We start from the raw sequence: 17579 nt of genomic DNA on the forward strand, positions 1-17579 counted from the left end.
CCAATTGAGTCAGTGGTTATGCTGTTGCCATGCTTAGCATTTCAATGCATTGCTCTGCTTCTTCTAATTTGACGCAAACGTGGTCAAGCTTAGGGCTTTCAGCGCGGTCAATATCGCTAGGCCATGCTTGTATAGGGGTGTAAGTAGCTAATTTGCGAGGCACAAATACTTCTTTGCGCTGGACACGTATGTTTTGTGGTTTTGACGGCTCTTTAGGCTGAGCGGCTTCAAGTTGTTTTGCTTGCTCTAGCATCATTTCAAGCTGTTTCACTGCTTGTGTTTTATAGTCAGCAGCTTGTGCTACAAAATCACCGTAATCACATTCATTGATAGGTAGCTCTCGAAGCACTTCAAGCTTTCGTTCAATTTCACCCGCTGATTTACCAATACAATCTAGCGTGTACATTTGAAGTTGATTCAAGCGCTTTTGTGCATCCATGACAGCTTGTTCCGCTGCTAACTTTTCTCGTGCTTTTGCGTCTGAGAGCATTAGCATCAGTGTTGCAAGTGTTTGCTCTTTTGCTTCAATTGCTTCGTGAATTAGGTCTTTGCTAAAAACGCTTGTATCAATTAGGTCTACGCTTTCAATCGTGTCAGCAATGTACTGAGCATCTTTGTTTTGACAGTCTGAAATGAAGTTGCGAATTTGATTAATTCCATTACGTTCTTTTGCTAGCCTTTCTTCTTTCTCACGCTTGATGCGCGCAGCTTCTTCTTTGCGGCGTTTTTCTTCGCGTTCCATGGGTTCAATGATCGGGGCGTAAATCTTGTCTACTTCTTCCGCTAGGCTCTTTTCTTTTTCAACCAGCTCGTTATTGAAATCAATTCTTGCGCGCTTAAAGCCAGCCTTTAGCTTGTTGCGTTCAGTTCTTGCCGCAGTGCCAAGTTTATATTGCTCATCGTTAGACATGTCGTAAACAACATTGCTAGGGTATTTTTTGCGAAGGCCTGCTAGCCCTTGCGCTGTAATCTCTGGGTTAAATACCTGCTGTATTAGCTGCGTGTTTTGCTCTTGCATTAGTGCGCTCCTTGAAGTTGCGAAATTCGTTGATGTTTAACTTGGTTAAGCCTGTTTTCGTACTCGACTTTATTTAAAGTCAATGCCAAGCACTGGCCGCGCAATTCATTCATAGCTGCCTTGAATTTGCGCTCTAGAATTGATTCGTTTTCAGTTTCTTCTAACTCTTGAATAGTTGAGTTAAGCCACTTGTTAAAACGAGCAAGCGACTCTTTGCGCTTTTGCTCTGATAACTCTTCGAGTTCAAACAAGCGGCTATCACGAAGCGCTTGCGCTTGCTCTTTAATGTCTGAACGATTGTGTACATCTGCCACTTTTACAGCTTCTATAAGCGCAGCTTTTAATGCTGTAAGTGTTTCGGCGCTTTTGATAGCGTCTAGGTAACTATCAAATTTTGCGCGAGGTAGAGCCCAGGCGGGTAGGGCTGGCGCTTCCCATTGTGCGCTTACAGGAACACCTGTACTGCTTTTTATTTCTATGTAATTAGCAGTGCACTCTTTGCCGTCAGATAAAGGCTGGCACTGCATAAAAACAGGCTCAATAGAGTACAAGTATCTAGCTATGCCAAACTGGACTGCAGCGCGCTTCATAGAGCCTGACAATGCTGACTTTAGAGGTTCATAACCGTGATTACCTTGATAGTCTGCACCATCCCACTTGGTAATAGTCTGATCCCCAAGCTTTAGTTTAAGGCCGCAGATTTGGCCGTGCGGTGTATCTCTGGGTAGATTTTCCCAGCCATTTAGACCAAGCACATCGTCTAATCTCTGCTGCACCGCTCTGTTAGTTACATATGGGACCACTTGAACCCATGGGCCAGTGTGGTTGATTCCGCAGCGTTGGACCATCCACTCAATTTCATGCTCTTCAAACGGATCGCTTAGCTGCTTTTGAATTTCTTGAATATTCATTACGCAGCCTCAACTAAATTCGCTTGTGAGCTATACAACCTGTTAATTTTTACCAGTAGGTTGTCTATTTGAGTTATGGCATCATGTGAATTTAATTTAATTGTCAGCGGCGGCTCGTAGAGTTCAGAGTGTTCCTTGCCATTAACAAGTGAATATTTGAAAATCACTACATCCAGCATTTGGTTACGCGGGAAAGTGGTGGTTGATACTGATACCTGCTCGTTATAAATCAACGAAAGTGAGATTAGTTGAGCGAGCTTATTAATGACACTCTCAGTCATGTAAGTTTCTCTTGATAAAAGTTTCTATTTGAACAAAATACTAATCACTTTTTGAAAATATACAAGTAAAACTTTAATTTTTTATCTGTATTAGTTCGGTTTTCCTTGTATTTTGTGGTTTTGACGGTGAATAAGAGAAATTATTTAAGTATTACTTGCGTGAAAAATGTAAGTGTTATATTCTTGTGTACAAATCGTTTTTGGGCGGTTAATAGTTGGGCGAATTGCGCCCATAGCTTTGATTTGGTGGGTTTAGGATGACCGTGATTTTTGATTCAATTGACCTGTTTATACTAGCTCTGTATATGGGTATCTGTTATTACCATGTTTTTCATTCAAAGAAGCCCTCAGCTCTATTAATAGCTGTTGTGACGCTTACGTTTGTAGAAATTACATCTATTGTATTTAAGCCTGTAAGGTGGGGGGGACCTCCTGAACTAGCGAAGCATGTTTGGTATTTGGGATACATGGTTATCGATACTCTGGCAATTGCTCTGATGGCAAGATTATCTAAAGTATTTAGTTTAACGTTCCGTCAAAATTATGAGTTGATAATGACCCTGGGGGTTCTACTGTTACTATTTACAGTTCAAGCTGCCAGATATTTTGATAGGATGATTATTGAGAGCAATATATTGACTGGCTTTTATCAAACTGCGATACCAGCTATAAATATTGCTACATTGGCAATGATTATATATTTCACTGTTAAGCACTTCTATTCAAGACGCAAAATACAAGGGGCAAAAAGTTGATTGACCTTTACATGAAAATTGTAGGAGTTGCATTTTTCACCATAAACATGTCGATTCTTGCAAGAGTGCTTTCAGGGGTTTATAAAACAAAGCCAATCGAAAACCAAGAAACTGATGATGAAGTCACTCAAAAATATGAAAATATTAATATTTACAGGGTGTTAGACGCGGTTTTTGAGAGGGCGGAAATCGCATCTCTAGCTGATTCACCAAACCCTCCTGAAAATATATATGAGCGTAACAGGGATAATATATCAGAATGCATCGCCATAGCTAACATCGCTTTAAATGATGGTGGTGCGGAAGACAAATCATCAGATAATGTTGTACACTTGCACAGGGATATGCAGAAGAAACAATTGAAGGAATTGAAATGAAACAACTAACAGATGTGAAAGTGTTAAGAAAGATAAAAGGTTCTGGAAATGGGGGTGGGACTGAACCTCAGCAGCAAGGTTATTATTACTATGTAGCCACTCCACCACCAAAAAGCGCAAGCACACAACCTTAAAAGTAAAAGGCCGACAATGAAAATTGTCGGCCTTTTTGCATAACAAATTAGAAATATTCAAGGAGATACAATGAAAAATAAAGCTGTTACCTGCTTTTTCCTAGCGGTCCTCGCTTCTGGATGTGCAAAGTCTAGCTACACAGTAGGGGTGGATTTTTCATCTGACGATGTAAAAAAAATAGAAAAAGGTAAAACTGAAACCTCAGAACTAGTAATGCTTTTTGGAGAGCCTTTTTCAAAGGTAGTGCTTAGCGAAACTGACGAGAAGTGGCTGTATACTCACTCTAGCGGAACTGCTAATGTTCAAAGTTACATAATTACTGCAAACATTGAAACAAAAGGTATTCAGAAGACGTTAGATATTCTAGTGAGAAACGGTGTTGTTATCAACTACACTTATTCTGAAGGGGACACTGCTATTAATGTAAATTAAAAGGTGCTCGCTGGAAAGCTAAAACTTTACGGTTAATTGTTTTTATCCAGCTGGGATCTAAGGTTTTTCATCATAATGTCAGCCAAAATACTCGGGGTAATGCCATTTTTTGTTTTGATCCAGCCTATATCTGAAAGTTCAAGCATAGTTTTAGTAAAGGCTATGCTTACATCTTCATAAACTTTTTCAGCTTGAATTGCGTCACTTTTGCTATTCGCTTCACTCTGCTCGACTTTTCCAAACGCCAAAAACTCAACGGGAACATTAAATAGGGCAGCTAGTTTTCTCATTCTCTCCCCTCTAGGAGATGTTTGCCCATTTTCCCATTGCTGTACTGATTGATGGGATACGTCAAGTTCACGAGCAACATCTGATTTTTTAAGTCCAGAGTTCTCTCTCGCTTCTTTAAAACGTGATCCAAAGTCTAATTTTGCATTCATTCTTTAATGTTACAAGCAATGCTTGTATAAAGCAATACAATTAAAAGTTGTATTTTTTGATTGTTAATGTAATTATTACTTGTATTGTTTGCTTTAACCTATTTTAAAAAGGGACACATGAATATTGTTTCGAAATCTATTAAAAAAGCTGGTGGGGTTACAAAAGTATCCAAATCCTTTGGAATATCTTATCAAGCAGTGCAGCAGTGGGTAGAAAAAGGGGTTCCAGCAGGGCGGGTCCTAAAGCTAGAGAGTCAATCTGGAGTCAGTCGAACATTACTCAGACCAGACTTGTATCCTCCTGAAATTAAAACGTTGGCAACAGGTGAAGCCAAGGGGTCTTAAATGGTTAAGGCATGCATAAGTTGCGATGAAGATCTAGAGAATGTTCACGATACAACGGTATCAAACATAGAAACGGATCGCTGCTACATAGGCCAGCATACAGGCAACATTATCGATGTGAAAAATGCGGTACAGATACATATGAAAATCTACTGGATAACACTGTAGAGGAATGGATTTACTAAAAGGCAAAAAGCATGAGCAAGGACAATATTCTAGAAGCATTACTAAAAGCATTTGATGCACGAATAGAAGAAAAAAAGAGCTAAGTGATTCAGCACAGCATGATCCACGGCATGAATATTTTATAGGGCGCTTGGATGGTATAGACACTGGCCGCGCTTTGGTTGAGCAAGTGCTAAACGAGATATAGGGAAGTGAGTATGTTAAGGCCTAACGAAATAGTGGTTGACAATTTTGCTGGCGGCGGTGGCGCATCGACAGGCATAGAGCTTGGTTTAAATCGTCATGTTGATATTGCGATTAATCACGACCCAGCAGCGATAGACATGCACAAGCTCAATCATCCAGAAACAGTACACTACTGTGAGTCAGTATGGGATGTTGATCCAGTAAAAGCTTGTCGTGGCCGTCCAGTTGGTTTTGCTTGGTTTTCGCCCGATTGTAAGCATTTTTCGCGAGCAAAGGGTGCGACACCTGTAGACAAAAATATTAGGGGTTTGGCATGGGTTGCCATTAATTGGGCAGCGCAGGTCCCAGTAAGAATAATTGCGTTAGAAAACGTGGAAGAGTTTTTAACATGGGGTCCTGTTGTTGATGGTAAGCCATGTAAAGAGGGGCGTGGACAGACCTTTAAAGGCTTTATTGCAGCTTTGTCGGTAGGTCTTGGCAAAGATCATCCAGCGTATAGAGATATATACCAATCATTGTTTCGTTGTAACTATGACCTTAAAAGAAAGCTCAAAATCTATAAATCAATTAAGCATGGTCTTGGTTACAAAGTAGAGTGGAAAATATTATCAGCAAGTGATTATGGCACGCCCACTATACGTAAGCGCCTTTTTTTGATTGCCAGAAATGACAAACAGCCAATTGTATGGCCCGAACCCACTCATGGAGAAGGTCTAAAGCCTTATAAAACTGCGGCTGACATTATTGATTGGAGCATTCCAGTTCGTTCAATTTTTAATAGAAAGCGCCCCCTAGCTGAAAACACAATGAAGCGTATTGCTAAAGGTTTAGAAAAGTTTGTTATTAACTCGGATAAGCCTTTTGTAGTGCCTGAAGAGTGCTCGGTGCCATTTATTACTGAACACGCCAACGCAAGCAATCAGCGCAACATGGCAGCAAATGAGCCGTTAAGAACTATATGTGCTCAAGTCAAAGGTGGGCACTTTGCATTGGTATCTGCTCATATAGCAAAGCATTACACAGGTGTTCATGGTTCCGATATCCAAGAGCCGTTACACACAGTAACAGCCAAAGATCACAACGCCTTAGTAACCAGCCACATGATAAAAATGCGCGGCACAAATATTGGGCATGGCACTGATGAACCTGTTCACACAATTTCCGCCGGCGGATTTCATATTGGTGAGGTGAGGGCGTTTCTTGTTGAGTATTACGGCACGGGTAATGCCCATAGATTAGATAAACCTTTGCATACAGTTACAACGCGTGATCGCTTTGGGCTAGTCACGATCAGAGGTGAAGAATATCAAATTGTAGATATTGGGATGCGCATGCTTGAGCCTCATGAACTGTTTGCGGCTCAAGGCTTTCCCGATGATTACATCATTAGTCACGACAGCGAGGGTAAGAAACTATCAAAAGCAAGCCAAGTCGCTCGATGTGGCAATGCTGTTTGCCCACCAGTAGCACAAGCGATAGTCGAGGCCAATTTAGGCGCAAATCAAAGCAGCATCGCTGCATAACTTTAGAAGGATATAACCATGCAACTAACACCGCCACCAAAGGCACCGACAAGAAAACTAGTTAAAAACCAAAAGCCGATAGTCGATTGGCAGCCGCCAGAGAAAACGCCTGATGTTAAAAAAGGCGAAGCAAATTCATTCTGGGTAGCAGTGAGACGTAATCATAACGGTAGCTCATGGGACTGCATTTTTGATGCTCAGTACGTTAACAAGCCTCTCGAGTATGCTTCAGACGACCCAGACAAAGAAGAGCCTATCGGCGATTACTTTGAGGATTCAGATGGTATGCCAGTTAGTGCAATAGGTTGGCATAACACTTTAAATCACCCCGAATACTCAAGCTATTACGAACCAATCACATTCGATGAAAACAACGTTCTTGTTGGATGGGGTAAATACCTTAAACCTGATTTTCCAGTAAAACCCTGAGGTGGTTAAAAATTGGGAATAGCAAGATAGGAGCAATAGTCATGTTTGACAATCTATATGACAGATACCCAGAACACAAAGCGGGTAGGGGCAGTACGAAGAAAGACGGCGAAAGCCAAAGTGAAAAACCAGATCGTAAATAAAACAAAACCCGCATCAGGCTTGGTCGGCTAAGTATGCGGGTTCAATCATTAACGGAGTTAAGTATATGACACATAGTGCACAAAAATCAAGCGGGGTGGTTTATGAGTAGGATAGCCACTGATTGGGCTTGGAAACAAGAGCTAAAACCAGCGACTTTAAAGCTGTTACTGTTATCAATAGCTGATAGGGCAGACGAGTACCATTGTTGTTTCCCCAGCATTATGCGCTTGGCAAAAGATACTGGCTTGAACGAGAAGACAGTAAACAGCAATTTAAGGAAGCTAGAGTCTCTAGGGATCATCTCTGATACGGGCAGGCGAGTTGGAGAAAGAGGCAGGACTAAAGTTTATCGCTTGAATGGCGTTGAGAAGGTCGAAAAATCTAATACCACCGAAATTGGGGGTATTAACGAATGCGACCCGTTGGAGGCCCCGTCTCACGAGGCTTCTAGAGGTGAGAATTTCAATACACCCAAAAACGGTAGTATTAGTGAAGGAGAGGGCTTTAATCCTACCGTAAACGGGTCTTTTAAAACTACCGAAAACGGAGCGCTAAACTCCAAAAACGGATCTTTTAATCCTACCAAAAACGGATCACATAACCAGTCATTAGAACCAGTCATAAAACCATTAAAAAATAATACTAAAAAGCCACTGGATTTTTCATGTTGGCCTCAAGAGCCGAGTGAGCAGGTTTTATCTGATTGGTTTGATATGCGCAAGCGAATGAAAGCTAACGTTTCCCAGACTGTGATCAATCGACTTGCAAAGCAATTTGAAATTGCAGTGCAAAACGGGGTTAGTGTCGATGATTGCTTGGGAGAATGCATATTGCGGAATTGGCGCGGGTTCGAGTTCGCATGGCTTGCTAACTCAGGTTTTCATCAGCGCAAACCAACCAACGCGCTGCAAGAAATTAAACAGCGGTGCTTGGTTGGTATGCCACTGTTAGACGACAACCAAAGGGTGTAATGAATCCACGAAACTTTGACAGCGATTGGGATTATTACGATGCACTAGAGAGCATCTGGCAAAACAAAAACCTCAATCCATTTGACCAACTTAGTTACAGAGACGAACAGATAATTTGGGAGCAGGAACATGGAACAGGCATTGTTGAAGACAACGAACAGCACAGTAAGTAACCCACTGGATGCACTCGTCAGCACATTTGAACAAGAGGTGATCCCGACCATGCTGGCGGCACACCCAGCGGCTAACTTCAACTGGCAGGGCAACACACAAGAGCTAGCCATTGAATACGCGAGGGCGCTGATTGGGACGGGTTGTACTGGCAAAAACATACGTGATGCAGTCGATGCAATGCGCACACGCTCAACATACGAGAAACACCCGCCTAACGCGCAAGAGTTCATGATCATGTGTTTACACGCTAAGGGCATGCCGACAATTGAAAACTGCTTAAGTGAAATGGAATACCAGCGCAAAGAGAACTACGGCAAAGCAAAAACATGGGCTGAGCCATTAAGCTACTGGCTAAACGCCGCTGTTTCTCAGTCTCGCCGAATGTTACCGCATTCTCAATGGCTAAAAGAGGTCAAGAAGCACTACACAGAACTGGCAGTAAAATATGCCAAAGGCCAACTGGCGGAAATTCCGCAGTTGCTTGAGCACAAAGTTCAGCCAGCTTATATGCGTTACATGTAATTGAGGTGACTAAATGCAGCTAAGACATTTGCCAGCGGGAACGCGATTCAAGCTATTACGCAATGGACAAAAATATACATTGAATGGTGCTCAACTTTGTAAACATCGCTTATTTGTAAAACGAGATAGTGGTCAAGAGTTAACAGACTTGAACCATCAATGTGAAATCAAGCCAATTATTAGGTGCACTGGCACAGCAAGCGAAACGATTCAAATGATAGAAGTTTGCAAGGCATTAAGGGTTTCAAATGGCTGAGCTGTCCTTTATTAAAACGCCTCAAGGTCTAATGCCACTCACAACCATGGATGGCGACTACATCCAAAAGCTAAAGCTTGGTGAGGTTGTTAATGGTGAATTTAAGCGCGTAAGAAACCCTGATTTCCACCGCAAATATATGGCGCTTCTAAATCTTGGTTTTGAGCACTTTGAAGTCAAGCCGATTCAAAACAAGGGGTTTTGTATAACGCCTCTTAAAAACTTCAACGAGTTTAGAAAGTGGATAGCAATACAGGCTGGATTTTACGAGGTTGTGGGTTATCCAGATGGTGGGGTTCGTATGCGCGCTAAGTCTATCTCATTTGCAAAAATGGATGAGGCTGAGTTCAGCGAGCTTTACAGCAAAACAATTGATGTTCTCCTTCAATCTGTACTTAGTCAGTATAAGGACTACTCAGAAGTAGAGCAGACTGTTGAACAGTTAATTAGGTTTGCATAATGACAGACGTAATTTACCCCAAATACTACCACTCAAGAGCTGGTGACTCTGACGCAAATTGGATATACGCACGTATGCGAGTCATACCAGCCGACAAACAACAAGAAGTGGCTGACGAATACGAGCGCATATATAGAACGACAGTTAGGAAAGACGCCCGAGGTGCGGCAAATACCTACCTTCACAACATAGCAAAACAATACAGGAATAAAGCAGCATGAGCGTAACAAGCAAAAAACTAAGAGAAAGTGCAAGGGGCCAAGAGTGCCAAGTTCGAGTACCAGGTATATGCAGGAGCAGAACTGACACGGTTGTTTTGGCTCATGTTGCAAAAGGGTCTGGTGTCGGTCAAAAGTGCAATGACATACATGCTGCTTTCTGCTGTTTTGAGTGTCATCAAGAAATTGACCGCGTAACAATGATCACCCCTAAAGAATATGCTGACCAATGCGCATATGAAGGGATGATCAGAACACAGTCTATTTGGCTCAATCAAGGTTTAATTAAGGTGGCATGATGACAGGTGGGCAAGTAATAAAAGTGGCTCGAACTTTCAGAGCTATGAGCCAAGAAGATGTGGCACGAATTTACGGCGTAAGCCCTCGCACAGTTCAGCGTTGGGAAAGTGACAAAGGCAAACTGCCATTTGATACTGTTTCTGCAATAGTTGAACAAGTATGCCAGTTAAGTCTCATACAAGTATTACAGGTGGGTAAATAAATGGAAAACCTTAAACAAGTTAGGGCTCAGCTGAAGCTGTGGGGGCGCTATTGGGCAAGTAAAGAGGCGTTGCAAGGATATGCCCAAAAGTCGAGCACTCATAAAATTTACGAAAACCACGTGTTAGGCGGTTCGTTCAGCTCAGATGCGCACTTGTATAGCCATGGCTCAAATGGCATTAACCCGCCTGAACATATCGCTTTGCTCAGCGATAAAATTGAGACACTTAGAGCAGAATGTAAAAAGGTGTTAATTGCCAAGTATGTTAAGAAAATGGACTTAAAGGAAGCGTGTGCTTGGGGTGGTTTTGACAGTGCTACAAGTGTCGATTTTTGGCTGCTTAGAGCCGAAACAGGGCTTTTGAGCAGGCAGTAACAGTATAAAGTGCTTAAATGTCGCAAAATGCGACAGTATATGTCGTTTTCTTCGGCGTAGAATGTGCCATAATTTCATTAAGCTTGTGAGAGCTTCGTAAACAAAAACCTTGTCTAAATAAACCTGCCCTTTGCAGGTTTTTTTGTAGGTGAAATATGCAAGATGTTAGATGTACTTGCGGAAAGTTGCTTTGTCGATTAATCGGAAAAGTAGAAGTTAAATGCCCCCGTTGTAAAAAAACAATCAATACAGAACGCCAAGAGCGTCACGAAGAAAAGGTGACGCATGACAGAAGTATCATTAGTTAATGGCGACTGTGTAGAAGAAAGCAAAAACATTCCAGACAATTCAGTCGATTTAGTTTTAACAGATCCCCCATATTTGATAGGCGCTAGCAGTATCGGCAAACCATCAAGGGCTGGCTCTTGGGCTGACTAGATGAACGTGGCTCATTTCTATAAGTCATGGTTTGAGCAAGCAAAGCGCATACTGAAAGATACAGGTTATCTAGTCTCTTTCTGTAATTGGCGCTCAATGCCTGTGATAACAAAGGCGCTAGCTGACTTAGGCTTGTCCATTACCTCAGTCTTGGTATGGGACAAACAGTGTATAGGCACTGGGCCAAAGAAAGCGTTAAGACCACGTTATGAACTGGTTGTATTTGTCGGTATGAAAGACGCCGAGATCCCCAATCGCTCACTTTCTGATATATGGGAATGCAAGAAGGTCGCACCGCAAAACAGGGTGACAGGCCATCCAGCAGAAAAGCCAGTACAACTATTTGAAAAGCTGATATGCGAAACCACCCAAGAGGGTGCATTAGTTGTTGATTTCTTTACAGGTAGCGGAACGGCGGGAGTTGCATGCGAAAACACAGGACGTGACTTTATAGGTTACGAGTTAGACCCGCACTGGTATGCAGAAGCCGCTAAAAGGCTAAACACGCAAGAGTAGTAAACAGACAATTTAACTAAGAGAAACGTGCGCATACGGATGTGGCACGCTCTTGCTTATGAATATATGCATATCAACAGTTGTTCTGGTGATTAAATTTTTTCACACATTACCTATTTATACGTATAACTAAAAAGTGAACTTAAAAAGTTAAGTTAAATCATTAACTAAAAGGGTTAGCCTAACAGTTTACAAAAGGGACAGCTAAATCTTTTGCAAAAGGGTTTATTGAAAGTTTTGCTTAATTGTCTTAGTATCAATTTAAACGCCAGTAAACGACATTAAACGCCAGTAAACGACATTTAAACGAACTTAAAGTTGTTTAAAGGTCTTTAAACAATGTTTAAACATGGCTGTTTAAAATTTAAAGGTCATGTTTGGCCTTCTAAGATTAGGAGCCGAGCTGATAGATTACATCTATTTGTTGGGAGATATTTATGAGTATTTTGGAAAGAATATTTAATAGTTTTGGTTCAAGTGGCGTAGAAAGTAAAATTAGTGGAAATCCAAAAGAAGAGCCCTTGAAAGTTCGCACGATTGGTACTGACTATTTTGTTGTGGATATTGACTCGCTTTTTGATAGTGAAACGGTGAAGGCGCAGGCGCGAGCAGCAAGTAAAGTTGGAAGAAACGTCTAGCTAGAAATGTAATAATTTCAAGGGAATGCATGATAAAACCAACAGTTCTGTTGATTCTTTTATTTACCGCAAGTGGGTCGTTATTTCTGAGTAGGTTTCCCCCAACTATAGTTGAGTATAAAAACTCGAGTGGGTACCATACTTTTATAATGGCCGCATTTGCCGGTATGATTCTTTTCGGTTTAACTTATGGCGCTGTCACTTTATTAGTCTATGCAGAGTTCGCGATATCGATAGGAAGTTGGTTTGCAAAGTTTATGGGTAAGCTACTGCCAACCGTCTCTAGCTCGCATGAGACACTAAATCTTATATCAGTTTCGCTTTTAACATTAATTCTGGCAGCTATCCTTCCCTCAATTTACAAGTTCGCCTTTTTTATTGTTACGCGGGGCAATGATCCATATCTTTACCAATGGCGAAAAGATGCTGATCGTGGTGATACTCACGAATGTTTATCGCTAATCTTTAACTCACTAGATTTAGAGTTACCTATTGCCTTCACCCTTTCAAATAGGAAAGTATATATTGGCTACGTAATAAAGTTTGGCGTGTTCAGCAATGAAATCTATGTTCTGCCGCTGATAAGTGGTTACCGAGGAAAGAGTGACTTGGACGTTGTAAAAGTCATCAACTACAAAAATGTAATACATAATCTAGTGCAGGACGAGCTAAAGGAAGTTGATAAAAAAACTAGAGCTGAATTAATTGCAAAAAAGTTTTCAATAGCCATTCCTGTTAGAGAATTAGTTCATGCCAATATACATGATGTGAAACACTATTCTGATTTTGAGAAGCATAGATACGACTTAGATACCGTCAAACCTGATCATGTAGATTTTGATGTGAATTTGAATTCATCCAGCACAGAAAGTAAGCCAAGATGTAAAGTCCGTGCAGGGACCTAGTGCAGAAGTACATTGTCAACCCGCTTAATGCGGGTTTTTTTATGCCCAAATTTAGGGAGTGGACAGCTATGACCATGCTTTCAATAGAACAACTTAAAGAACATGAGGGATATAGATCCACTCCCTACACCTGTACAGCGGGAAAGCTGACGATTGGATACGGATTAAATCTAGAGGCTGGCATCACAGAAGATGAAGCTGAAATCATTCTAGCGCACAGAGTAGAGGGGCTTATAACACGCCTAACGCAATCATTCCCTTTTTTCATGAAGCTGAATGAGCCACGGAAGGCTGTTCTTATAAATATGGCATACCAGCTTGGCTTTAAAGGGCTGCTGAATTTCAGCAAGACACTTGCACACATCAAAGCATGTGAATACGAAAGTGCAGCATGTGAGATGCTTAATAGTCGCTGGGCAAAACAAACGCCGAATCGCGCTGAACAATTAGCACAGCAGATGCTGGCAGGGGAATGGCAATAATGAATTGGCTATCTAATCTATTTAGCGCCGCAACAAAAGACCCTATTGAGGCTGTTGGCAATATACTGGATGAGCTAATAACAAGTGAAGAAGAAGTTCTCAATCATGAGCTATTAAAGGCTAGATTAGTTTCAAAGTCTCGCGAAGTGCAGGCGCATATCAATGCTGTAAGCGCATCACATAGAAGTGTGTTTGTCGCAGGAGCTAGGCCATTCCTAATGTGGGTATGTGGCTTGGGCTTTCTGTTTGCATTTGTAATTAACCCATTACTGCAATGGCTATGGCCAGAAGTAGGCGCACCGCAATTGCCACTCGATGTCATGCTTGAGTTAACACTGGGCATGTTGGGGCTAGCGGGCCTCAGAACAGTAGAAAAGATTAAAGGAGTTGCCAAGTGATAGGTAAAAACGATGCGATTAGCGTATCTGCATATTTAGTGAACTGGTTATCAGCAGCCTTAAACGCATTACTTCTATTCTTTGGCGGCTTATCTATTAATGAGTGGGGCGTGCTTGCTGGCATTCTGTTTGGAGCGATAACAGCAATCGTCAATTACTGGTCAAGGGTGCGACTAGTCAAGATAGCAGCAGAGAGCGGCAAGGTAAGTTTATAAGTATTCAGCAATCAAATTAAGGGCAAATGCAATATGTCAAAGCATAATCAACACAATACATATGTACGCGGTATAAGTGCATCGCAAATATTCTGAGCCATTGGCGTACTAGGCATAATGCTTATCTGCATTGCTTAGCTATTTTAATAAGCATATTTCTTTAAACGAGCAAGGAATCGAACGGGTGAAAGATGCCCGTATCGAAGACCACGAGCGAACACTGGAACGGCTCAAGTCTATAGATAAGAAGCTAGATACATTAATACAAGCAAAGTAAACGAGTTGGCGGAGTGTGAAGATATTTGGGCTCCTTGTAACCAAGGGGCTGCTTACCCCTTTTTATTCTAATTGCAATGAGAGGACAAGCTCGTTGCGCAGAGATATTAAACCAAACGCATTAGCGAAAGGTTTCTTACGCTTTAGTCAAACCAAATAGGTAACAGTATGCCGCAAGCAATACCAAAGCGTTGTCGTGAGCGAGGGTGTGGTAACAGAACTACACATCGCCATGGCTACTGTGACCAGCATGCAGATAAAGCTAGCTGGGGTAACTACCAACAGCAACAACAACGCAAGGGTAAGCGCATATACCAGACAAAGGAATGGCGAACGGAGATAGCGCCAAGAGTTAAAGAGCTTGCTAATCACCTTTGTTTAAACTGTTTGCTAGGCACATCATCACTTGTAGTACCGGGCAATGTATGTGAACACATTATACCGGTATCAATGGGCGGTGATGAAAGTGATAAGAACTTATCTTGCTTCTGTAATTCCTGCGCAAAAGATAAGACTGCATGGGAAAGAGGTAAGAGCAAGGACCTTATACTCAAAAAATACGCAAACACCTCAATCTTTAACGCAATTCATAGGGGTATGGGGGTCAAATTGTTGGGATGAAACGACTATTTATAGTACCGCCATCCAGTCACATTTTTATGCGTAAAAAATAAGAATCGCAATTTGATCAGTAAATTTACATTTACGAGCTAAATTTTTTGCTTGGGTGGATAATGGGAAGTGTTAGAGCGGCTGGTGCTGGCAGACCAAAATCAGGTTTGGCAGTGGGAGATCCAAATATAAAAGGCAAACCACATTGCCCTAAAGAGCTGCTGAACGATGATAAATATGCAATTGATGCATGGCATTCAAACCTAGAAGTGATGTTTGAACGTGGCTCATTTTCGACCGAAGACATCCCACATTTAATTAATTACTGCAACTCAATTGGCAAGGTTATAAAAATTGAAAAGCAGCTGGCCCAAATGGAAGAGTTCACGGATGTAACTGCCTCCGGTGGTCTTAAATTGCACCCATTAGTCAATGCCCACAATATATTTACCAATCAATCTCTAAAGCTGGCTGCACAACTTGGCCTTACGCCGATGGCGCGCGCGCGCATGATCAGTGGAGGGAAAGGTGAAGAAGGCGAAGGGGAATTTGACGAGTTTTAACAGAGTTAGAATAATGCATGTCCGCAAAACGAAAAGCATACAAAGCGCCAAATTACGACAATGTAAATTCGGCCAATAAATATGCACGTGATGTCGTTTCTGGAAAGATAAATGTTTGCAGGTATACCCGCTTAGCATGCGAGCGTCACCTAAATGATTTAAAGCGCCAATCCAACAAAAATTATCAATATCAATTTGATAAAGACAAAGCCGAACGTGCTTGTAGGTTTATTCAAAAACTTCCTCACACCAAAGGAAAATGGCTAAAGCAAAAATTAAAAATCACGCTAGAGCCTTGGCAATTATTCTTTTTTTGCTGTGTATTTGGTTGGGTTAAAAAAAGCGATGGAACACGCCGTTTTAGAGAAGTCTATTTAAAAGTACCACGAAAAAACGGTAAATCAATCATTGCTGCTGGGCTCGGGTTATATGGCTTTGTTGCTGATGGTGAATACGGCAGCGAAATTTACTGCGGAGCTACAAACGAAAAGCAAGCGTGGGAGGTGTTCAAGCCTGCCAAGTTAATGGTGCAAAAGTTACCATCGCTTAAAAAGCGCTTTGGCATACAGGTCAATGCAAAAAAGCTTGAGCTCAGTGATGGTTCAAAGTTTGAGCCGGTAATCGGACAACCTGGTGATGGTGCGAGTCCGCATCAGGGGATAATTGACGAGTACCACGAACACCCAACATCAGATCAATACGACACGTTTGATACAGGTATGGGATCACGTGAACAACCTATGATGTTGGTGATCACTACAGCTGGTGATGACATTAGCAGCCCTTGTCATGATTTGGAAGAACGTTGCGCGTCAATGCTTGAGTCTGATGATGACGATGGTCTATTTGCGCTAATCTACGGGATTGACGCAGGGGATGATTGGACAGACCCAGATATACTAAAAAAGGCCAATCCTAACTTTGGCGTCAGTGTTAAAGCTGAATACTTACTCGCACAACAACAGAAAGCAATTAAGAACCCGCGCTTTGCGAATAGATTTAAAACCAAACACTTAAATATTTGGGTTAGTGCAAAGACTGCTTTTTTCAACATGGAAGATTGGAAGAAGTGCGAAGATAAAAATTTAAAACTTGGTCACTTTGTTGGCTGGGAATCTGTTCTTGCACTTGATTTGGCTCGTAAGCTTGATATGAATGCTGGGCCTAGAGTCTTTTGGCGAGAGATTAGGGGTAAAATTCACTGGTACTGCATCAGCCCTATGTTTTGGGTGCCATACGATCAGGTATACGACAATCAGGACAAAAAGCTGGGTGAAATTTATATGAAATTTGCCCAGCAAAACTTACTCAACATTACGGATGGTTGCGAGGTCGATTACAGAGAAATAAAAGCCGATGTGTTGCACGCTCATTCTGAAACGCCTTTTGTGAGCGTTCCTATTGACCCACATGGTGCGACCAACTTAGCGCATGAATTGATCGATGAAAACTTAGATGTGTTTGCTGTCACGCAGAACTACACCAACTTGTCGGACCCAATGAAAGAACTTGAAGCGGCCATTAGTTCTGGTCGTTTTCATCATGACGGGAATGCCGTTATGACTTGGCATATCAGTAACGTTGTTGGTAAAAATCTACAGGGTAATGACGATGTTGTACGGCCAATTAAGCAAAAGGCAATTAACAAGATAGACGGTGCTGTCGCTTTGATCATGGCTATGGGTGAAGCAATGCATAAAATCAGAAAGCCAGAAGAAAACAAAGAATCTATATATGAATCAGGGGAAGTCGGGTGTTAAAAGATATTATAAGCGTACTGATAGGCCTGTTGGGTTTGAGCTCCTTGAGCTATGGGGCGTGGCTTTTCACCCCCTCTCTTGGTTTTGTGGTAGCAGGACTTATTTGCATGGCTTATTCATTTTTGCTTGCACGTTC

General features: G+C 41.8%; 30 protein-coding genes. 26 read left to right on the forward strand and 4 right to left on the reverse strand.

Features of this window, described 5'->3' with window-relative positions:
* Positions 1-16: 16 nt before the first annotated feature.
* Genes HC733_RS14440 through HC733_RS14450 form a run of 3 tightly spaced genes read right to left on the reverse strand, consistent with a single transcriptional unit; the run spans position 17 to position 2210 of the window.
* On the reverse strand, positions 17-1018 hold the full coding sequence (locus HC733_RS14440; protein ID WP_190365729.1) for a hypothetical protein: 1002 nt from the start codon (positions 1016-1018) through the stop codon (positions 17-19).
* Positions 1018-1929: a Rad52/Rad22 family DNA repair protein gene (locus HC733_RS14445; RefSeq protein ID WP_190365730.1), complete on the reverse strand. Its 912-nt coding sequence runs from the start codon at positions 1927-1929 to the stop codon at positions 1018-1020. The genes HC733_RS14440 and HC733_RS14445 overlap by 1 nt, the downstream gene beginning before the upstream one ends.
* A complete protein-coding gene (locus HC733_RS14450) occupies positions 1929-2210 on the reverse strand; it encodes a hypothetical protein (RefSeq protein ID WP_190365731.1) in 282 nt (93 codons plus the stop codon). The genes HC733_RS14445 and HC733_RS14450 overlap by 1 nt, the downstream gene beginning before the upstream one ends.
* Positions 2211-2473: 263 nt before the next feature.
* On the opposite strand from HC733_RS14450, the gene HC733_RS14455 reads away from it, so the two are divergent.
* From HC733_RS14455 to HC733_RS14470, 4 genes are all read left to right on the forward strand, one after another.
* Positions 2474-2965, forward strand: coding sequence for a hypothetical protein (locus HC733_RS14455; protein WP_238937564.1), 492 nt, complete (start codon positions 2474-2476; stop codon positions 2963-2965).
* 11 nt (positions 2966-2976) lie between these two features.
* Positions 2977-3342, forward strand: coding sequence for a hypothetical protein (locus HC733_RS14460; RefSeq protein WP_190365733.1), 366 nt, complete (start codon positions 2977-2979; stop codon positions 3340-3342).
* Entirely contained in the window at positions 3339-3476 is a 138-nt protein-coding gene (locus tag HC733_RS14465) for a hypothetical protein (protein WP_190365734.1), read from the forward strand. Before HC733_RS14460 ends, HC733_RS14465 begins: the two co-directional genes overlap by 4 nt.
* 70 nt (positions 3477-3546) lie before the next feature.
* Entirely contained in the window at positions 3547-3909 is a 363-nt protein-coding gene (locus HC733_RS14470; RefSeq protein ID WP_190365735.1) for a hypothetical protein, read from the forward strand.
* A gap of 32 nt (positions 3910-3941) precedes the next feature.
* Here HC733_RS14470 and HC733_RS14475 read toward each other — a convergent pair whose 3' ends face one another.
* Complete coding sequence (locus HC733_RS14475; protein WP_190365736.1) at positions 3942-4349, reverse strand: helix-turn-helix domain-containing protein; 408 nt, start codon at positions 4347-4349, stop codon at positions 3942-3944.
* Positions 4350-4466: 117 nt separating this feature from the next.
* On the opposite strand from HC733_RS14475, the gene HC733_RS14480 reads away from it, so the two are divergent.
* From HC733_RS14480 to HC733_RS14585, 22 genes are all read left to right on the forward strand, one after another.
* Entirely contained in the window at positions 4467-4694 is a 228-nt protein-coding gene (locus HC733_RS14480) for a YdaS family helix-turn-helix protein (RefSeq protein WP_190365737.1), read from the forward strand.
* The gene (locus HC733_RS14485) at positions 4695-4862 is read left to right on the forward strand and encodes a hypothetical protein (protein ID WP_190365738.1); all 168 of its coding nucleotides are present in this window, start codon (positions 4695-4697) and stop codon (positions 4860-4862) included. It begins immediately after the preceding gene.
* A 215-nt stretch (positions 4863-5077) separates the two neighbouring features.
* Positions 5078-6589 (forward strand): DNA cytosine methyltransferase, encoded by a 1512-nt coding sequence (locus HC733_RS14490; RefSeq protein WP_190365739.1) that lies wholly within the window; start codon positions 5078-5080, stop codon positions 6587-6589.
* An 18-nt stretch (positions 6590-6607) separates the two neighbouring features.
* Positions 6608-7018, forward strand: coding sequence for a hypothetical protein (locus HC733_RS14495; RefSeq protein ID WP_190365740.1), 411 nt, complete (start codon positions 6608-6610; stop codon positions 7016-7018).
* 245 nt (positions 7019-7263) lie between these two features.
* Positions 7264-8133, forward strand: a complete 870-nt coding sequence (locus HC733_RS14500; protein WP_190365741.1) for a helix-turn-helix domain-containing protein — start codon at positions 7264-7266, stop codon at positions 8131-8133.
* Positions 8133-8306, forward strand: a complete 174-nt coding sequence (locus HC733_RS14505; RefSeq protein WP_190365742.1) for a hypothetical protein — start codon at positions 8133-8135, stop codon at positions 8304-8306. Before HC733_RS14500 ends, HC733_RS14505 begins: the two co-directional genes overlap by 1 nt.
* Positions 8263-8829, forward strand: coding sequence for a hypothetical protein (locus HC733_RS14510; RefSeq protein ID WP_190365743.1), 567 nt, complete (start codon positions 8263-8265; stop codon positions 8827-8829). The genes HC733_RS14505 and HC733_RS14510 overlap by 44 nt, the downstream gene beginning before the upstream one ends.
* A gap of 248 nt (positions 8830-9077) precedes the next feature.
* Positions 9078-9545, forward strand: a complete 468-nt coding sequence (locus tag HC733_RS14515) for a DUF1367 family protein (protein WP_190365744.1) — start codon at positions 9078-9080, stop codon at positions 9543-9545.
* A complete protein-coding gene (locus tag HC733_RS14520) occupies positions 9545-9766 on the forward strand; it encodes a hypothetical protein (RefSeq protein WP_190365745.1) in 222 nt (73 codons plus the stop codon). The genes HC733_RS14515 and HC733_RS14520 overlap by 1 nt, the downstream gene beginning before the upstream one ends.
* Positions 9763-10062, forward strand: coding sequence for a nuclease domain-containing protein (locus HC733_RS14525; RefSeq protein ID WP_190365746.1), 300 nt, complete (start codon positions 9763-9765; stop codon positions 10060-10062). The genes HC733_RS14520 and HC733_RS14525 overlap by 4 nt, the downstream gene beginning before the upstream one ends.
* Entirely contained in the window at positions 10062-10265 is a 204-nt protein-coding gene (locus HC733_RS14530; RefSeq protein ID WP_238937565.1) for a helix-turn-helix domain-containing protein, read from the forward strand. Before HC733_RS14525 ends, HC733_RS14530 begins: the two co-directional genes overlap by 1 nt.
* Positions 10266-10640: a hypothetical protein gene (locus HC733_RS14535; protein WP_190365747.1), complete on the forward strand. Its 375-nt coding sequence runs from the start codon at positions 10266-10268 to the stop codon at positions 10638-10640.
* Between the two features lie 285 nt (positions 10641-10925).
* Positions 10926-11078, forward strand: a complete 153-nt coding sequence (locus tag HC733_RS14540; RefSeq protein WP_190365748.1) for a hypothetical protein — start codon at positions 10926-10928, stop codon at positions 11076-11078.
* Positions 11079-11594, forward strand: a complete 516-nt coding sequence (locus tag HC733_RS14545; RefSeq protein ID WP_190365749.1) for a DNA-methyltransferase — start codon at positions 11079-11081, stop codon at positions 11592-11594. It begins immediately after the preceding gene.
* Between the two features lie 437 nt (positions 11595-12031).
* Positions 12032-12232: a hypothetical protein gene (locus HC733_RS14550; protein WP_190365750.1), complete on the forward strand. Its 201-nt coding sequence runs from the start codon at positions 12032-12034 to the stop codon at positions 12230-12232.
* Positions 12233-12261: 29 nt separating this feature from the next.
* Positions 12262-13137, forward strand: a complete 876-nt coding sequence (locus tag HC733_RS14555) for a hypothetical protein (RefSeq protein ID WP_190365751.1) — start codon at positions 12262-12264, stop codon at positions 13135-13137.
* 41 nt (positions 13138-13178) lie between these two features.
* Positions 13179-13619 carry a glycoside hydrolase family protein gene (locus HC733_RS14560; protein ID WP_238937566.1) on the forward strand — a complete coding sequence of 147 codons (441 nt, stop codon included), beginning with the start codon at positions 13179-13181 and terminating at the stop codon, positions 13617-13619.
* Entirely contained in the window at positions 13619-14017 is a 399-nt protein-coding gene (locus tag HC733_RS14565) for a 3TM-type holin (RefSeq protein WP_190365752.1), read from the forward strand. Before HC733_RS14560 ends, HC733_RS14565 begins: the two co-directional genes overlap by 1 nt.
* Positions 14014-14232: a hypothetical protein gene (locus HC733_RS14570; protein ID WP_190365753.1), complete on the forward strand. Its 219-nt coding sequence runs from the start codon at positions 14014-14016 to the stop codon at positions 14230-14232. Before HC733_RS14565 ends, HC733_RS14570 begins: the two co-directional genes overlap by 4 nt.
* A gap of 444 nt (positions 14233-14676) precedes the next feature.
* Positions 14677-15129 (forward strand): HNH endonuclease, encoded by a 453-nt coding sequence (locus HC733_RS14575; protein WP_190365754.1) that lies wholly within the window; start codon positions 14677-14679, stop codon positions 15127-15129.
* 113 nt (positions 15130-15242) lie between these two features.
* Complete coding sequence (locus tag HC733_RS14580) at positions 15243-15683, forward strand: P27 family phage terminase small subunit (protein WP_190365755.1); 441 nt, start codon at positions 15243-15245, stop codon at positions 15681-15683.
* Positions 15684-15700: 17 nt separating this feature from the next.
* Positions 15701-17443 (forward strand): terminase large subunit, encoded by a 1743-nt coding sequence (locus tag HC733_RS14585; protein WP_190365756.1) that lies wholly within the window; start codon positions 15701-15703, stop codon positions 17441-17443.
* The last annotated feature ends 136 nt before the right edge of the window (positions 17444-17579 follow it).

The sequence above is a fragment of the Pseudoalteromonas sp. S16_S37 genome (genome assembly GCF_014694405.1).
Lineage (GTDB): Bacteria > Pseudomonadota > Gammaproteobacteria > Enterobacterales > Alteromonadaceae > Pseudoalteromonas.

Coding starts and splice junctions, on each gene's coding strand:
- HC733_RS14440 (WP_190365729.1), bottom strand. CDS start 1,018: ATGCAAGAGCAAAACACGCAGCTAATACAGCAGGTATTTAACCCAGAG.
- HC733_RS14445 (WP_190365730.1), bottom strand. CDS start 1,929: ATGAATATTCAAGAAATTCAAAAGCAGCTAAGCGATCCGTTTGAAGAG.
- HC733_RS14450 (WP_190365731.1), bottom strand. CDS start 2,210: ATGACTGAGAGTGTCATTAATAAGCTCGCTCAACTAATCTCACTTTCG.
- HC733_RS14460 (WP_190365733.1), top strand. CDS start 2,977: ATGAAAATTGTAGGAGTTGCATTTTTCACCATAAACATGTCGATTCTT.
- HC733_RS14465 (WP_190365734.1), top strand. CDS start 3,339: ATGAAACAACTAACAGATGTGAAAGTGTTAAGAAAGATAAAAGGTTCT.
- HC733_RS14470 (WP_190365735.1), top strand. CDS start 3,547: ATGAAAAATAAAGCTGTTACCTGCTTTTTCCTAGCGGTCCTCGCTTCT.
- HC733_RS14475 (WP_190365736.1), bottom strand. CDS start 4,349: ATGAATGCAAAATTAGACTTTGGATCACGTTTTAAAGAAGCGAGAGAG.
- HC733_RS14480 (WP_190365737.1), top strand. CDS start 4,467: ATGAATATTGTTTCGAAATCTATTAAAAAAGCTGGTGGGGTTACAAAA.
- HC733_RS14485 (WP_190365738.1), top strand. CDS start 4,695: ATGGTTAAGGCATGCATAAGTTGCGATGAAGATCTAGAGAATGTTCAC.
- HC733_RS14490 (WP_190365739.1), top strand. CDS start 5,078: ATGTTAAGGCCTAACGAAATAGTGGTTGACAATTTTGCTGGCGGCGGT.
- HC733_RS14495 (WP_190365740.1), top strand. CDS start 6,608: ATGCAACTAACACCGCCACCAAAGGCACCGACAAGAAAACTAGTTAAA.
- HC733_RS14500 (WP_190365741.1), top strand. CDS start 7,264: ATGAGTAGGATAGCCACTGATTGGGCTTGGAAACAAGAGCTAAAACCA.
- HC733_RS14505 (WP_190365742.1), top strand. CDS start 8,133: ATGAATCCACGAAACTTTGACAGCGATTGGGATTATTACGATGCACTA.
- HC733_RS14510 (WP_190365743.1), top strand. CDS start 8,263: ATGGAACAGGCATTGTTGAAGACAACGAACAGCACAGTAAGTAACCCA.
- HC733_RS14515 (WP_190365744.1), top strand. CDS start 9,078: ATGGCTGAGCTGTCCTTTATTAAAACGCCTCAAGGTCTAATGCCACTC.
- HC733_RS14520 (WP_190365745.1), top strand. CDS start 9,545: ATGACAGACGTAATTTACCCCAAATACTACCACTCAAGAGCTGGTGAC.
- HC733_RS14525 (WP_190365746.1), top strand. CDS start 9,763: ATGAGCGTAACAAGCAAAAAACTAAGAGAAAGTGCAAGGGGCCAAGAG.
- HC733_RS14530 (WP_238937565.1), top strand. CDS start 10,062: ATGACAGGTGGGCAAGTAATAAAAGTGGCTCGAACTTTCAGAGCTATG.
- HC733_RS14535 (WP_190365747.1), top strand. CDS start 10,266: ATGGAAAACCTTAAACAAGTTAGGGCTCAGCTGAAGCTGTGGGGGCGC.
- HC733_RS14540 (WP_190365748.1), top strand. CDS start 10,926: ATGACAGAAGTATCATTAGTTAATGGCGACTGTGTAGAAGAAAGCAAA.
- HC733_RS14545 (WP_190365749.1), top strand. CDS start 11,079: ATGAACGTGGCTCATTTCTATAAGTCATGGTTTGAGCAAGCAAAGCGC.
- HC733_RS14550 (WP_190365750.1), top strand. CDS start 12,032: ATGAGTATTTTGGAAAGAATATTTAATAGTTTTGGTTCAAGTGGCGTA.
- HC733_RS14555 (WP_190365751.1), top strand. CDS start 12,262: ATGATAAAACCAACAGTTCTGTTGATTCTTTTATTTACCGCAAGTGGG.
- HC733_RS14560 (WP_238937566.1), top strand. CDS start 13,179: ATGCCCAAATTTAGGGAGTGGACAGCTATGACCATGCTTTCAATAGAA.
- HC733_RS14565 (WP_190365752.1), top strand. CDS start 13,619: ATGAATTGGCTATCTAATCTATTTAGCGCCGCAACAAAAGACCCTATT.
- HC733_RS14575 (WP_190365754.1), top strand. CDS start 14,677: ATGCCGCAAGCAATACCAAAGCGTTGTCGTGAGCGAGGGTGTGGTAAC.
- HC733_RS14580 (WP_190365755.1), top strand. CDS start 15,243: ATGGGAAGTGTTAGAGCGGCTGGTGCTGGCAGACCAAAATCAGGTTTG.
- HC733_RS14585 (WP_190365756.1), top strand. CDS start 15,701: ATGTCCGCAAAACGAAAAGCATACAAAGCGCCAAATTACGACAATGTA.